Source organism: Hyphomicrobium sp. 01T421, assembly GCF_056398805.1.
Genome location: NZ_JBFTQC010000001.1, coordinates 2189069 through 2204781, shown reverse-complemented (window position 1 = coordinate 2204781; position 15713 = coordinate 2189069). Strand labels below are relative to the sequence as shown.

The 15713-nt window shown below is 61.2% G+C and carries 8 protein-coding genes; 3 read left to right on the top strand and 5 right to left on the bottom strand.

Annotated elements, in window-relative coordinates; all coding sequences use genetic code 11:
* Positions 1–16 precede the first annotated feature (16 nt).
* Positions 17–1378 carry an NAD(P)/FAD-dependent oxidoreductase gene (locus AC1DK3_RS10080; RefSeq protein WP_477192076.1) on the top strand — a complete coding sequence of 454 codons (1362 nt, stop codon included), beginning with the start codon at positions 17–19 and terminating at the stop codon, positions 1376–1378.
* A 92-nt stretch (positions 1379–1470) separates the two neighbouring features.
* Here the strand turns inward: AC1DK3_RS10080 and AC1DK3_RS10075 are convergent, their stop codons facing one another.
* The 4 genes from AC1DK3_RS10075 to AC1DK3_RS10060 form a co-directional block, all read right to left on the bottom strand.
* On the bottom strand, positions 1471–2712 hold the full coding sequence (locus AC1DK3_RS10075) for a lytic murein transglycosylase (RefSeq protein ID WP_477192075.1): 1242 nt from the start codon (positions 2710–2712) through the stop codon (positions 1471–1473).
* Between the two features lie 98 nt (positions 2713–2810).
* Positions 2811–3767, bottom strand: a complete 957-nt coding sequence (mbfA, locus tag AC1DK3_RS10070) for an iron exporter MbfA (protein WP_477192074.1) — start codon at positions 3765–3767, stop codon at positions 2811–2813.
* Between the two features lie 139 nt (positions 3768–3906).
* Complete coding sequence (locus tag AC1DK3_RS10065) at positions 3907–5505, bottom strand: SulP family inorganic anion transporter (protein WP_477192073.1); 1599 nt, start codon at positions 5503–5505, stop codon at positions 3907–3909.
* A 256-nt stretch (positions 5506–5761) separates the two neighbouring features.
* Positions 5762–6328, bottom strand: a complete 567-nt coding sequence (locus tag AC1DK3_RS10060) for a hypothetical protein (RefSeq protein ID WP_477192072.1) — start codon at positions 6326–6328, stop codon at positions 5762–5764.
* 171 nt (positions 6329–6499) lie between these two features.
* On the opposite strand from AC1DK3_RS10060, the gene lepA reads away from it, so the two are divergent.
* Complete coding sequence (gene lepA, locus AC1DK3_RS10055) at positions 6500–8302, top strand: translation elongation factor 4 (RefSeq protein WP_477192071.1); 1803 nt, start codon at positions 6500–6502, stop codon at positions 8300–8302.
* Between the two features lie 37 nt (positions 8303–8339).
* Here the strand turns inward: lepA and AC1DK3_RS10050 are convergent, their stop codons facing one another.
* A complete protein-coding gene (locus AC1DK3_RS10050; protein WP_477192070.1) occupies positions 8340–12386 on the bottom strand; it encodes an AsmA family protein in 4047 nt (1348 codons plus the stop codon).
* 664 nt (positions 12387–13050) lie between these two features.
* Between AC1DK3_RS10050 and AC1DK3_RS10045 the strand changes: the two genes are divergently transcribed.
* Positions 13051–15498: an ATP-dependent helicase gene (locus AC1DK3_RS10045; RefSeq protein ID WP_477192069.1), complete on the top strand. Its 2448-nt coding sequence runs from the start codon at positions 13051–13053 to the stop codon at positions 15496–15498.
* The last annotated feature ends 215 nt before the right edge of the window (positions 15499–15713 follow it).

Below are 15713 nucleotides of genomic sequence, written 5' to 3'. Positions count from 1 at the left end.
TGCGCATGAGGCCAATATGAATTTGCAGGCTCCCGCTACATCGCCAGACAAAGGCGTCACCGAAAAACAGCCCTATCGTATCGTCATCGTCGGAGGCGGCGCGGGCGGACTGGAACTCGCGACACAGCTCGGCAGAAAGCTCGGCCGGTCCGGCAAGGCGGAAATTACGCTCGTCGACCGTGCGCGCACGCACATCTGGAAGCCGCTCCTGCACGAGATCGCGGCGGGCAGCATGGATACCGGCCGCCACGAACTGTCCTATCAGGCCCAGGGCCACTGGCACGGATTTCGTTATCGCTACGGCGAAATGATCGGGCTCGACCGCGCCAACAAGCGCGTGCACCTCGGCGCCACCTACGACGAGGACGGCCGCGAGATCACGCCGGACCGTTGGTTTCCCTACGACACGCTCGTCATCGCCATCGGCAGCGTATCGCATGATTTCGGAACGCCGGGCGTGTTGGAGCATGCGATCATGCTCGACACGCCAGAGCAGGCGGAGCGCTTCAACAGGCGCCTGTTGAACGCCTGCGTTCGCGCCTACGCGCAGCCCGGCCCCGTGAGGGACGGCCAGCTCCACGTCGCGATCATCGGAGCCGGCGCAACGGGCTCGGAGCTTTCGGCAGAGCTGCACCATGCAGCTCGCGGCCTGATCGAATTCGGGCTCGACAAGCTCGATCCGGAGAAAGACTTCAAGATCACGCTGATCGAAGCAGCGCCCCGCATCCTGCCCGCTCTTCCCGAGCGTCTATCGCAAGCAACCGCCGACATTCTGCGCGGAATGGGCGTCGATATCCGCGTCGGCAGTCCGGTCACGAAAGTCACCGCGGAAGGCGTAACGCTCGCCAACGGCGAGTTCATTCCGTCGGAGCTCGTCGTTTGGGCCGCCGGCGTCAAAGGCCCGAATGTCTTATCGAAGCTCGATGGTCTCGAAGTCAGCCGTATGAATACGCTCGTCGTCAAGCCAACCTTGCAGACGACGCGCGACGACAACATCTTCGTCATCGGTGATGCCGCCTATTTGCTGCCCGACGGTGAAACGGTGCCGATCCCTCCGCGCGCTCAGGCGGCTCACCAGGAAGCGAGCCATCTCGTCAAACAGATCCAGCGCCGCATGAATGGCGCGAAGGAACTGACGCCGTTCAAATATCGCGACTTCGGCTCGCTGGTTTCACTCGGCAAATATTCGACCGTCGGCAACCTGATGGGCTTCATCGAAGGTAAGTCGCTGCGCATCGAAGGCTGGTTCGCCAAGATGATGTATCGGTCGCTCTATAAGATGCACGAAGTCGCGCTGCACGGATATATCAAGGTCGCGCTCGACACGCTCTCGCGCACGCTCACCCGCCGCACTGAGCCGCAGGTCAAGCTGCACTAGGTTCGCAAAGCCGCACGAGTTGCAGTGACGGAATACAATTACGCCGGCGGCTCAACGAGCAGCCGGCGTAATGCATTTACAGCGAACGAGCTCTAGCTGCGGCCGCGCAGCGCCGTCAGCAGCTCCGCCGTCGGATAGCTGTCGGCCGGCAGACCGAACTTCATCTGCATTTCCTTGACGGCCTTGCGCGTGCCGGCGCCGAGCTTGCCGTCGATCTCGCCCACATCTAAACCGCGACGCTTCAAAAGGCTTTGCAGCTCTTTCAGCTGCTCGTAGCTCAGCGAAACCACGTTGCCGCTCTCGCGTTTGAGGTTCGGTGCGCCCGCCATGCGCGCAGCGAGATGCGCCGCCGTCATCGCGTAGGTCAGCGACTGGTTCCAATCCGTGTAAACGTGGAAGTTCTGGTAGGCGAGAAACGCCGGGCCGTTGCGGCCCATCGGCAGCAGGAGCGAAGCCTTGAAATCATCAGCCGGAAGCTGCTTGCTGCCAACAGCCTGAACGCCCCACGCCGCCCATTGCGAGCGCGGCAATTGAATCGCGAGATCGGCCTTATCCCACGGCAGTTCCTTCGTGAGGCGCACTTCCTCGATCCACGGCTCGCCGCGACGCCAGCCCATCTCCGACAGGAATTTCGCCGTCGATCCGATGACGTCGGCATTGCTGCGAATAAGATCGACGCGCCCATCGCCGTCGTAATCGATACCAAGGTTGAGATAGTGGCGCGGCAGGAACTGCGTCTGGCCGAGTTCCCCCGCCCACGAGCCGATCATCTGATCGGGAGTAAGGTCGCCGCGCTGGACGATCTTCATCGCCGCTTTCAGCTCTTCGCGAAACATATCGCCGCGACGGCAATCCCACGCCAAAGTCACGAGCGAGTGCAGAACGGGCAGCTTGCCCATTCCAGCGCCGAAGTCGCTTTCGAGTGCCCAGAACCCGGTGATAACCGCGCCTGGAATACCGAACTCCTTCTCGGCGCGGTCGAAGATGTCGCGATAGCGCTGAAGGTACGTGCGGCCCATCTGCTCGCGGCTTTTAGTGGCGAGCTTGAAGTAGAATTCGATGAACGTCTGCGAGAAGAAGCCCTGCTTCCGGTCGCGGCTGATCGTCCCCTGATCAGGCGTCATGCCGCCGATCGTTTCCTCGATGATCTCCGGACGAATGCCGTCAGCGATCGCCTCGCGCTTGAAATCTGCGAGCCATGTGTTGAACGGCACCGTGTTCTGGCAATTGCGCTTGTTCGCGGGCGGCGGCGGCGCGCTTTCCGCATTGGCAGCCGCGGAGAGACCCGCGAGCATGAGGGATGCCACCGTGAAAACGAGAAAACCTGCGCGCATGAGATGCCTTCGGCCGTTGATGGGCGCCGGCACTTTTGCCAGCAGCGAGCAAAGCGTCAAGAGACTATGGCCTCAGTGAGACCTTCGCGGCGTCCTGTCTACGCGCTGCCGATCAGGATGCCCACCATAAACACGATCAGGCCGCCCACGACGACTTCCGAAGCCGCTCTCCAGAACTTCGTATCGCTGAACCGGGAGCGTATTCCGGCAATGATCCAAAGCTCGATGAACACCACGCTGACAGCGATTGTCGTCGCAGTCCAAAAGTCGGAAATGAGATAAGGAAGCGTATGTCCGATGCCGCCGAGTGCGGTCATCAGCCCTGTGACCGAGCCGCGCAGCCACGGATGGCCGCGCCCCGAGATCTCCCCGTCGTCGGATAGCGCTTCCGCAAACGCCATCGATATGCCGGCGCCGACCGACGCAGCAATGCCGACGAGAAATGTCTGCCAGGTGTTATGCGTTGCGAAGGCCGCCGCAAAAATTGGCGCGAGGGTCGAGATCGAGCCGTCGATCAGACCCGTCAGTCCGGGCTGCACGTACTGGAGCACGAAGGAACGGCGCGCGGCCTGGGCCTCATGCGTTTTCGCTTTATCGGTCAGCTCGACGGCCGCAACGTCGTGCGCGATTTCGATATGCTCGCTTTCCGCAGCGATCAGATCACCGAGAAGCTTGCGGGTTTCAGCGTCCGACGCACGCGCCAATGCAGACTGGTAGAAACTCCGCGTCTCCGCTTCGATCTGCTCGGCCTGCCGGCGCACCTTCTCGATGCCGAGCGGCCGGACCATCCAGATGGGATCGTGGCGGACGAAACCAGACACGTCCTGGCGACGGATGAGCGGAATGTGGTCGCCGAACTTGCGTCGGAAGAGATCGATCAGCCAGCGGCGGTGCTCGTTTTCCTCTTCTCCGAGTTCGGAGAAAATTCTGGCCGACGCCGGATAGTCGGCGCTGAGGCCCGCCGCATAATCGGCATAGATGCGGCCGTGCTCTTCCTCGAGTGAGATCGCGAGCGCTAGGATTTCGCGCTGATCAAGATCGCCAAACTTTCGCATGACCCACAAGTATCATAGAATTAGAATAATTCTAATCTATGATCAAATGAACCATAGGGCAAGCGGCACGCTCTCCGCGCGCCGCCCCCTGTTGATATCACCGGAAGCGCAAGGCACGCTCCGATCGGCGGACCTCAGCTCACGCGGGGTTCGCGGCAGCCGCCGCGGCCCCGGCAGCACTCCCTTTGGCGGCGGCCCGCTGGTACGCGTTGCCGCTGCGTTGCTCATACTTGTTCTTGAGCGCGTCCCACTCGATCGAAAGCGAGCCGCCGCTCAACCCGTGCTGGCGATCCCAGTTCGACAACAGGTCGATGCACGCGTGATCGATGTAGTCGAGATCTCCGATATGCACGTGAACGTTCGCACCGGGCTTGAGCGCCTCGAGAGCGGACGCAAGCATCGGCAATCGAACGAGTGTCGCCGAACCTTTGAGGTGCAGATCGACCCGATTGTCCGGCCCATCCTGTTGCGTGATTTCGAGATGCGAGAACGCGTAAACCAGCTTCAGGAGCGACAGTCCAAGCCCGATGAGCACGCCATCCAGCAGGTTCGTGAGTACGATCGTGATGACTGTGATCGCGTAGATCGCGACTTCAGCCCATCCATAGGATCGCAACGTCGGCAGAATCTTCGGATAGGCGAGCTTGTAGCCCGTATAGACCAGAACGGCTGCGAGTGCGGAAAGCGGAATGAGCTTCAAAACTGCGGGAAAGAACGCGACAAGAAGCAGAAGCCAAACGCCATGTAGAATGGCCGACCACCGCGTTTGCGCTCCCGCCGCGACGTTCGCGCCCGATCGAATGATGACGCCCGTCATCGGCAACACGCCGAGCGCGCCGCAGATCGAGTTGCCGACACCCTGCGCAAAAAGCTCCTTGTCGTATTTTGTGCGTGGCCCCGTGTGCATCTGATCGACGGCCGTCGCACAGAGAAGCGTCTCGGCGCTGGCGATAAAGGCGATCGAAATCGCCCCAATCAGGATCGCGGGCTCGGTGATGCGGAAGAGTTTGTCAGCGGTCGGATGCATCTGGAGCGACCACTCCCAGATGTTGCTCGGAACATCGACGAACTTGATGGCCTCCAAACCGAGGAGCTTGGCTGCCACCACCGCAACGATAACGCCGACGAGCGGCGCCGGCACCAGCTTCAGGGATTTGGGCGAGTAGGTACTCCACCCGACAATCGTGACGATCGTCAGAAGCCCGACGAGCCCGGCCGTTTGACGCGCGTCGCCACCGCGTATCGCGTCGAGGACGGCCGCCGGAATTCCGATCAGGTTCTGCACCCCGCTGCCGAGCGGCTTGCCATCGAACATGACGTGAAACTGCGAGGCGAAGATCAGCACACCGATGCCGGCAAGCATCCCGTGAATGACGGCCGGCGAGACGGCGCGAAACCATTGGCCGAGCTTCATATAGCCCGCCACCATTTGAATGAGCCCGGCGAAAAGCACGATTGTCCCGAGCATCGCGGCGCCATGCTCCTGGACGAGCATATAGACGAGAACGGTAAGACCCGCGGCCGGTCCGCTGACTTGCAGCGGCTGACCCGAGATCGTCGCAACGATGATGCCGCCGACGATCCCAGTGATGATGCCCGTCGTTGGAGGTAAGCCCGACGCAATCGAGATACCCATGCACAATGGCAGGGCCACCAGAAATACGACGATCGACGCGAGAAAATCGCGTCCAAATGTGCTTGTAGCAGCCGGAGCTGAAGCCGGGCTCGACATCGTCATAGAGCGTTCCCCGTTCTCGCGCGGAGCAATCCTCCACGCAGCATTTGTTTTTTGTTTTTGTGCGGAAACTCATCGCTCCGCGTGCGACATTTAACGCGGCGGACGATAGCCACAGCGGGACGCCGCCGCAACGGTGGCGACACCACGAAAAGTTGCGGCGATGCGAAATAACGCGAACGAAAAAGGCGCCGACCCTACACGGATCGACGCCTCGAAACTTCGAACAATTTGCAATAAGCGAGGCGAGTTCAGCGCGTTAGCGCGAGTTGCCTTTACCGCCCGGGGGCTTGCCACCCATCGCCTGCTGCTGGGTATCCACCCATGTGGACATCGCCTGCTGCCAACCCTTCTGCCACATCTCCGCGGCCTGCATCCAAAACTGGATCGGATTGACGGCGCCGCCGCCAAAATCGGGAAAACCGCCGCCGTTCGTCGGCGAGAACCCTGGGAAGCCGGACCCGGCTCCGAAGCCAGGTACGTTCGGGAAGTTCGGGAACGTCGGGAAGCTCGGCGCCTGCCCGGCATTGCCGAGCGCCTTCACCTGCTTCTCCCAGACGTCCATCACCTGATCGACGGCCTGCAGCTGCAGCTTAGACGCGCTTTGCATCTGTTTACGGCTCAATTCGACGAAATCCGTCGGCCAGCCGAGAGCTTTGGCTGCTTCCGCCATCTTGTCGAAGACGGCATTGCTGTTTTTCTCGCCGAGTTCGGCAAGCTCCGCCCGCCAGTTGGCCATGGCGTCGAACGCCTGACTAACGGCCTTTTTTGCGTCGTCCCCAAGCTTGGTAAAAGCGGGGTTCGCCTCGAACGGTGAATTCGCCATATCGGTTCTCCAGGGCGCCGGGGAGCACAAAGTGCGCTACGGGATTTCTCGCACACCGCCACCCGTCCCGCCACTTATATCGACGATGCGGCGATCGCGCAGCCCAGATAATCCCCTCAGTGGCTTAACGCCCCTTTTGCCGGTCAGTTCCGGGTGCTATGAGCCCCGCCCATGACAGCCATTTCACACATCCGAAATTTCTCGATCATCGCCCACATCGATCACGGCAAATCGACGCTTTCCGACCGGCTGATCCAGCTATGCGGCAACGTCTCAAATCGTGAAATGAAGGAGCAGATCCTCGACTCGATGGACATCGAGCGCGAGCGTGGCATCACGATCAAGGCCCAGACCGTCCGGCTCGATTACCGGGCGAAGAACGGCGAGCTTTATCAGCTCAACCTCATGGACACGCCCGGCCACGTCGACTTCGCCTACGAAGTCTCGCGGTCGCTCGCCGCCTGCGAAGGAGCGATCCTCGTCGTCGACGCGAGCCAGGGGGTCGAAGCCCAGACTCTCGCGAACGTTTATCAAGCGCTCGACAATAACCTCGAAATCCTCCCCGTTCTGAACAAAATCGACCTGCCGGCCGCCGACGAGGATCGCGTCAAACAGCAGATCGAGGACGTGATCGGCATCGACGCATCGGGCGCGATCGGGGTCTCCGCCAAGAGCGGACTCAACGTCGAAGCCGTGCTCGAAGCGATCGTCGAGCGGCTGCCGCCCCCGAAAGGCGACCCGAAGAAGCCGTTGAAGGCAATGCTCATCGACAGCTGGTACGACGCCTACCTCGGCGTCATCGTGCTCGCCCGCGTTATTGACGGCACCCTGAAGAAGGGCCAGCGCGTCAAGTTGATGGCGACGGACGGCAGCTATCAGGTGGAACGCGTCGGCATTTTCCGTCCGAAACAGGAAATGCTCGAGCATCTCGGCCCCGGCGAGGTCGGCTTCTTCACTGCCGCCATCAAAGAGGTTGCCGATACCCGCGTCGGCGACACGATCACGGACGAAAAAAATCCGACCGATGAAGCCCTGCCCGGTTTCAAACCGGCGCAACCGGTCGTCTTCTGCGGCCTCTTTCCCGTCGACGCCGCTGACTTCGAAGACCTGCGCGAGGCGATGGGCAGGCTTCGCCTGAACGACGCAAGCTTCTCGTTCGAAACGGAAAGCTCGGCGGCGTTGGGCTTCGGCTTCCGCTGCGGCTTCCTCGGGCTATTGCATCTTGAGATCATCACGGAGCGTCTGGAGCGCGAGTTCAACCTCGATCTCATCACGACCGCGCCGAGCGTCATCTATCATTTGCATATGAATGACGGCACGATCATCGAGATGCACAATCCGGCTGACATGCCGGAGGTCTCCAAAATCGATCACATCGAGGAACCGTGGATCGAAGCCACCATCCTCGTGCCCGACGATTATCTCGGTGCGGTCTTGAAGCTATGTCAGGACCGCCGCGGCCGTCAGAAACAGCTCACCTACGCGGGCTCGCGCGCCATGGTTGTTTACGAGCTGCCGCTCAATGAAGTGGTGTTCGACTTCTACGACCGCCTGAAGAGCGTCTCGCGCGGCTACGCGTCGTTCGACTATCACATCAAGAATTACGAGGAAGGCGACCTCGTCAAACTGTCCATTCTCGTCAACAGCGAACCCGTCGACGCGCTCTCGATCATCGTGCACCGTGCGCGCGCCGAAAGCCGCGGCCGCTCGATGTGCGAAAAGCTGAAGGAGCTCATTCCTCCTCATCTCTTCCAAATTCCGATTCAGGCCGCGATCGGCGCCAAGGTCATTGCGCGCGAGACGATCAAAGCTCTGCGGAAAGACGTGCTCGCCAAGTGCTACGGCGGCGACATCTCACGTAAGAGAAAACTGCTCGACAAGCAGAAGGCCGGCAAGAAGAAGATGCGCGAATTCGGCAAGGTCGAAATTCCTCAAGAGGCGTTCATCAACGCCCTCAAGATGGACGACAACTGACGACGCGCGTCGCCTCGGAGCTTTGAGTACGAGGCACCTATTGGAAGCCGCCGCCTAAGCTCTTCATGACTTCGTCGGAAGAGGTGCGCCGTGGCTGCCTCTGGGCCCCGGTCGAGCGCCCCGTCGAGGGCCGTACCGCGGGCTCGGGCTTCGGAACGGGCAAGCCCGTTACCGGATCGATCACGACCGCGCCCGTCGCAGCGTTGGGTTCCCCACCGCTCCCGCCTTCGGGCCCAATGGGCTCAATCGATATATTCGGCGTCAAAACAGTATTGCCATCGCCCGCATCCGCAGGCTTCGCCGCATCTTGCGGCTCCGCCGGCCGATCGGATGGAGCGCTTGGCTGCCCATTAGCGCCAGGACCGGGTGCCGCTGGCGGTTGCGGCGGAGCGGGCGTCGCCGACGGCACATCCGGCTGCTCTGGCTGGGCCGAAGAGTTCGCGGTCCCGGCCGATTCTGGGATGACCGGCGGCAGGCGTTCCATTTGCTTTTTCTTCGCGGCTTCGAGCGCCGCCGCGCGATCGGCGGCGAGCTTCTTCCGGCGTTCCTTCTCGAGGCGAACACGCTCTTCATCGACGCGACGCGATTGTTCGAGTTCTTCGACGTTGCGCTCCATCTGCCTGACGACGAGCTCGCGCTGAAGACTGGCAACGTCCGTCTTGACGGTTACGCCCGCGAGATTGTCGAGCTGCCCGTCGTACAGCACGACGACGGCCGGCAACGTCCCCTTTGGCTGCGGCGGCGTCCAATTCGCAAGCGGAATTGCGGGCGGCGGCAACGGTCTGACGACGGACGTAAGTTGAAACGCTGCGTTCATGCCGAGCGTGGCGAGATCGGCCGTGACGTTACCCTCCGCCTGGCCGTCGGCACTGTCGAGAACGAACTTCTCGAGCTTGATCGATCCATCGGAGATCGACATCGCGAGTTCGCGGTTGCCGAGCGTCATCTTCGAACTATTGAGCGCACCCGCAAAACCCGCCGATATTGCACGCTGCTCGTTTTGCAATTTTCCGCCGAGCACATCGTCGACGAGCTGCGCGACCGTCGACGTCGAGGGGCCGGGAACTTCGACGTCCGCAAGCTTTGCCGTGCCCCCGCCCGTCATGACCGCGACAAGACCAGCCGGGCTTTGCGCCCGTGCTTCGGCATGAAGATCGATCGTCGCCACGCCTTTGCCGGCGGCGCTGATGGTCGCCAGCTTCGCCTGATCGAGCTTCAGCGTCGAAGTGAAAGCGACGCCGTTCGACACCTTCTCGAGACCGGCGTTCCCGCTCAACTGTCCGCCCGCAGCCACTGCATTGAGATCGCTCAACACCAGCTTCCCGGGAGCGAGCGTGAGTGTCATCCGGCCATCGTGCGCCGCGAGACCACCGCTCAGTTCAAGTGATTTGAAGGCAACATTCAGCGTCCCGTTCGTGTTGCCCAGCGCCGCGAAATTGAACAATCCCTCGGGCCATATCGGCTGCGCGTCGGCAGCGGCATCGTCGGCAGCATCGGCCGGGGCCGAAGCAGGCGGCGCTGGCCGAGCGTCGGTCACTGCTGAAAGCAGGCTTTGAAACGCGACGCGATCTGTCTCGAGCTTACCGTCGATCCGCATCGCGTCCGCATCGGGCTTCACGGTTACATTACCCGCAAGCGTCGACGTGCCGAGAGAGAAGCCACGCGTCGCAATCGTCCAGTCGTTCCCATTGCGGCCGATCTCGAGTGAACCGTGCGCTGCCACGTTTTCGGCGCCGCTCGGCAGCGAAACGCCCGCAGCTGCCAGCGCATCGGCGAATTGTGCCGCCTTGAAATCCAGCGTTCCGCCAAGCGCCAAATTCGCATTGTCGGGCCACCGCGAGTGCCCGTTGAAGCTCATATTGAAATCGGAAGACGAAACGTCGGCGCGCACATTCGCGTCCGAGCCGATGATCCCGGCAGTGACGATCGACGCGCGAGCGGGTTGTGCCGCTTGTTCATTGCTTACCGGCGCGCGTCCGAGCGTCTTCAGGAGCGACGATAAAGATGGCGCATCGAGCGCGGTGTGCATGCGGCTTGGCCGCGAGCGCCAGCCCGCGAGACCGCCATCAAATTCCGCTGTCCCGTTGAGATGGGCCCCGTTCAGCGTTCCATCGAACGTCACGTCAGTCGCCCCGGGCGCCCTGAGGCCAAGCCGGATCAGCCCGGCGATTTTGCCGTCGTTCAGGCCTTTGAAGCGCTCCTCGCCGAGCACCGCCACGAGCCCGGCTTTGCTGACGAGGTCATGCATCGCCTCGGGCGTCGCGCCAGTGAGATCGAATGCGAACGTGCCGGCTGGCCCGCTATCGCGCGTCTCGACACGTCCCTCGAGTTCGATCGAAAGCCCGCTTTGCGTGGTGAGTCTCGCGACCGGCAGCTTGATGTCCCGGTTTTCGATCGTGAACGAGACGTCGACATCCCGATAGGTCGTGTCGCCATCCGTCAGCCGGCTCGCGATCAGGCGCAGCCGCACGTCGCCCGGCAACACCGCGCGGGGATCTTCGGCACCCTCCAATTTCTGAAGCCCGAGCGACCGCCGGAATTCACTGCCGAGGGCCGCGGCAATTTTCGGGAAAACTTCGCGCGTGTCGAGATCGGCGGCCTGCAACGTCAGATCCGTTTGCTGCCGGTCTCCGCGCAGGATCTTGAGTTCGCCTGCGAGCGCCCGCCCCGATAACTCTCCCGAGGCGTCCGTCAGCGCGAAATGCGTATCGTCGACTTCGAGCTTGCCCGCGGCCGAGTAAGAGCCATCGGCATTGAAATCGATCGGAACGCCGGATTTCTCGGCCCACGATTTCAATCGGCCGAAACTGCTTCCGCCGACGAACGCATTTCCGGCGAAGCTGAACTTACCCGCGTTGTTCTTGAGATCGCCCGCGAGATCGAGCCGCGATCCGCCGGGCAAGCTCACCTTGAATGTTTTGAGATGCGTAACATTGCCTTGCCGAACCGCGTCTATCGACAGCCCGCCCGCGTTTTCGCCGCCGACCTTCACCTGCTCGAGATTGATCTTCGCCGTTGCTGTGCTGTCACCCGAAACGGATTGCATCAATCCGCCGGTAAGTTGCTTGAGCTTCTCGAAGGACGCGCTTCCCTGCCCAGCGCCCGCAAGCCTGTCGATGTCGAGCCATTTCGATTGCAGCGAAATATCGAGCCGGGGCGTTGCTGTCCAAGTCGCAACGGCCGATCCCGTGATCGTTTGCGGAGCGGCGGTGGCGTCGAGCGAAAGTGCGAGCTTCTCGAATTTTGCGCCAAGGGGATCGGCTGTCACGTCCGATGCGAGATCGAGCAGCGGCGGAGCTTTACCCGGCGGCGTGGTCGTTTCGCTGCCGGGAATTGCGATCTTCCCCGTCCAACGGCCTTTGAATGTCGGCTTGTTGCTCAAATCGGAAACCCGCCCGTCCAGCATGTAGACGGTCGGCGAGCTGTCGCCCCGCGCGGAAACCTTGAGCGCGAATGCCCCGTCTGCGGCCGGAATATCGGTCGCGAATTTCACATCATGGGCAGACCCGGCCCAGGACACCGAGCCCTTGAACCGAAACGGACCCTTGAGGCCATCGGCAGACAGCTCGCCATCGATGCCATTGAGGAGGGCGACGCGCTCCGCCGCCGCATTGTAGATGGCAACAGCACCCTCGGTGAGCCGCACCGACCTGAGCGCAACGTCACGCGGCACGAACGGCATATCGCCGGACTTTAGCTCGATATTGGTCCAGTTCCCGCCACCGGTGTCGTCGACGGCGAGCGTCAGAACCGGCTTGTCGAGCTCGATCTGGCTGGCTTCCAGAACACCGCGAAGGAGAGCCGGACCCGATAGCCACATCGTAAAGCTCTCGGCACGGACGAATGGCTCACCCGTCTGACCGGTCAAGTTGGCGATACGAACCTTTTCGAAGCGAACGTAGGGAACCGGAAGGAGCTTCAAGTTGACCGAGCCGCCGACGCGAACGTCACGGCCGAGCACCTTTGATGCTTCTTCCTCGAAGACGCCGCGGTAACCGTTCCAGTCGACGAAATTCGGGACGGCGAAAAGCGCCGCAAGAACAACGACGAGGAGGCCGCTAAAGTATAATAGCCCGTTGTTCATGAACGTCTCTTTGAGCCGCGCCCGAAACGCAACGCACACAGGCGGACATCGAAATAACGTCCTGCCTTGTACACCTGTATTGCACGGCGGAAGTTCACTCTGAACCCGAAATTTGGCTCAATTCCAACAAGCGCGCAGCAGTGTTTCGACAAATCGAATTCGCGTTCTTAGATCATAAGCTTACATGTCTTGTAAATGCGTTAGAAATTCCGGCGGATACACTGAGTGGCTCACGAGAACCACGGAGCGATAAGCTGTCGTTTTGGGCAGTCGACACAACTCGCACGATTGCTGCATCGAGAACGCGAAGACCTCAAACGTGGATCCGGAATGCCGGCCCCCGCCGAATTCGGCTGACGCAAATTCCAGAACGCACCCTTTCCGATACTCAGAATCCGATACTCAGAAACAGCAATTCCGGAATTCGAATTCGCGATTCCCGGACAGACGAGATCTGATTGGAGCGGGAACGGACAAAAGCGCCCGCACGCCGTCGCGGCAAAGGCCTCGCGATGCCGGAAACCCATGCACTTCGTTTGCCCCAAAATGTTCGGCTTTCCAAACACTTGAATAGTTGTGGATCGCTGCTGGAACGCTGTTGGCGATGCCGCGGCGCCGCGCCGCGCCGGTTGTACGATCAGCCCCGGTGGTTTACCTGAGTTCGATGACCTCAATTCAGAAGCCGAACGCCGCCGGCAGCGGAGATTTGCCGCACGACGATGATCCGCCCTTCGATCTCCCCGAGGCGCCCAAAGTTCCGCGCCACGACGACAAGATCAGCCCGTCGATTTCGGCGCGTGCTGTCGCGGCGGCTCGCGGCCAGCCGACGTATCTCGATGGCCTAAATCCCGAACAGCGCGACGCCGTCGAAACGACGGAAGGACCACTGCTGGTGCTCGCTGGCGCCGGCACCGGAAAAACACGGGTACTGACGACGCGCATCGCCCATATCCTGGCGACCGGCCGCGCCTACCCGTCACAAATTCTCGCCGTGACGTTCACGAACAAAGCCGCCCGCGAAATGCGCGAGCGGATCGGCACGCTGATCGGCGGCACACTCGAAGGCATGCAGTGGCTCGGCACGTTCCATTCCATCGGCGTCAAAATCCTGCGCCGCCATGTCGAGCTCGTCGGCCTGAAACCCGGCTTCACGATTCTCGACGACGACGATCAAGTGCGCCTGCTGAAGCAGGTCCTCGAAGCCAACGGCGTCGACAAAGACCGCTGGCCCGCACGTCAGCTCGCAAACCAGATCGACGACTGGAAAAATCGCGGCCTCACCCCGGATAAAGTTCCCGAAGGCGAAGCCTACAATTTCGCCGCCGGCAAGGGCGCCCTCCTGTACGCGGCCTATCAGGCGCGGCTGAAGGACCTGAACGCCTGCGATTTCGGCGATCTGCTGCTCGAATGTATCCGGCTCTTCCGCGATCACCCCGACGTTCTCGCCGATTATCATCGCCGCTTCCGCTACATCCTCGTCGACGAATACCAGGACACCAACGTCGCCCAATATCTGTGGCTGCGGTTCCTGGCCAAGGGATCGCCGAACATCTGCTGCGTCGGCGACGACGATCAGTCGATTTACGGCTGGCGAGGCGCCGAGGTCGACAACATCCTCCGCTTCGAAAAGGATTTCCCCGGCGCCAAGGTCATCCGCCTTGAGCGCAACTATCGCTCGACGGCAAACATCCTCGCCGCCGCTTCCGGGCTCATCGCCAAGAACGACGGCAGGCTCGGAAAGACCCTATTCACGGACGGCGCAGCCGGATCAAAAGTCACCGTCGCAAATTTCTGGGACGACGAGGCCGAAGCCCGTGCCATAGGCGAAGCAATCGAGAGATTGCAGCGAAAGAACGAAAAGCTGAACGATATGGCCGTTCTGGTGCGGGCATCCTCGCAGATGCGCGCCATCGAAGACCGCTTCATCACGCTCGGCCTTCCCTACCGCGTCATCGGCGGCCCGCGCTTCTACGAGCGCCAGGAAATCAAGGACGCGATTGCCTACCTTGATGTCGTCGCCAATCCCGCGAACGATCTCAAATTCGAGCGCATCGTCAACGTGCCGAAGCGGGCCCTCGGCGACACGACGGTGAAGCGCGTCCACGAACTGGCGCGCGCCCGCGTCATTCCTCTCTATCAAGCAGCGCGAGAGATCGTCGAAACGGATGAGCTGACGCCTCGCGCGCGAAAATCGCTGTTCGATCTGACACAGTCATTCGAACGCTGGCGCGCCAACTTGGAACACATGCGCCATACCGATCTCGCCGAACAGATCCTCGACGAGTCCGGTTACACCGCAATGTGGCAGGCGGACAAGAGTCCGCAATCGCAGACGCGTCTCGAAAACCTCAAGGAACTCGTGCGCTTCATGCACGACTTCGACTCGCTACAAGGTTTCCTCGAGCACGTCTCCCTCGTCATGGACGCCGACAAAGGCAACGACGGCGACCGCGTTTCCCTGATGACGCTTCACGGCGCCAAAGGATTGGAATTCGGCATCGTCTTCCTGCCGGGTTGGGAGGAAGGTTTGTTCCCCCATCAGCGCTCGATGGACGAAAGCGGCAAGGCCGGGCTCGAGGAAGAGCGGCGGCTCGCCTACGTCGGCATCACTCGCGCGAAACGGCTTGCGAAGATTTCGTTCGCTCAGAACCGCCGGACGCACGGCCTTTATCAGTCGGCGCTACCTTCCCGCTTCGTCGACGAACTTCCCGTGGCGACTGTTGAGGTTGTCGAAAGCGAGACGCCATTCGGCGGCAGGCCGGATCCGTTCGGTTATGGCGGCGGCTTCGGCCAAAGCCGATTCGATCGCCCGGGCTCATCCGAGCCCTTCAAATCGACTTACAACACGCCCGGCTGGCAGCGCGCCCAGCAGTCCTGGAGCAGCGGCAGCAAGCAGGACAAGAAAAAGAGATCGCGAGGACCGCTGACACTCGAAGGCGAACTGGTTGCGGCCTCGAGCGCCAACGTACCTTCGTTCAAGACCGGTTCGCGCGTTCGCCACGAAAAATTCGGCGACGGAACCGTAACCAACGTCGATGGTAACAAGCTGACGATCGAGTTCGACGACGGCGAGATAAAGCGCGTCGTCGCGAGTTTCGTTGACCTTTTGTGACATGTCTGCGATGGCTAATGCTCGAGCGGTGTCTAATTCTCGCCGCGAAATTTCTTGGTATTGCCGCAATTGTACAACATGTTATCCCCAGCTCGTTGAGCGTGGGGGTTCATCAGCTAGAGCAGTCGTTTACGTCGCTGGCATGCCGGCGATGATCAGGCGTGTTTTGCGTTCAAGTCCCTGATCTACAAGAAAATTTGCGGGGACATGAAACC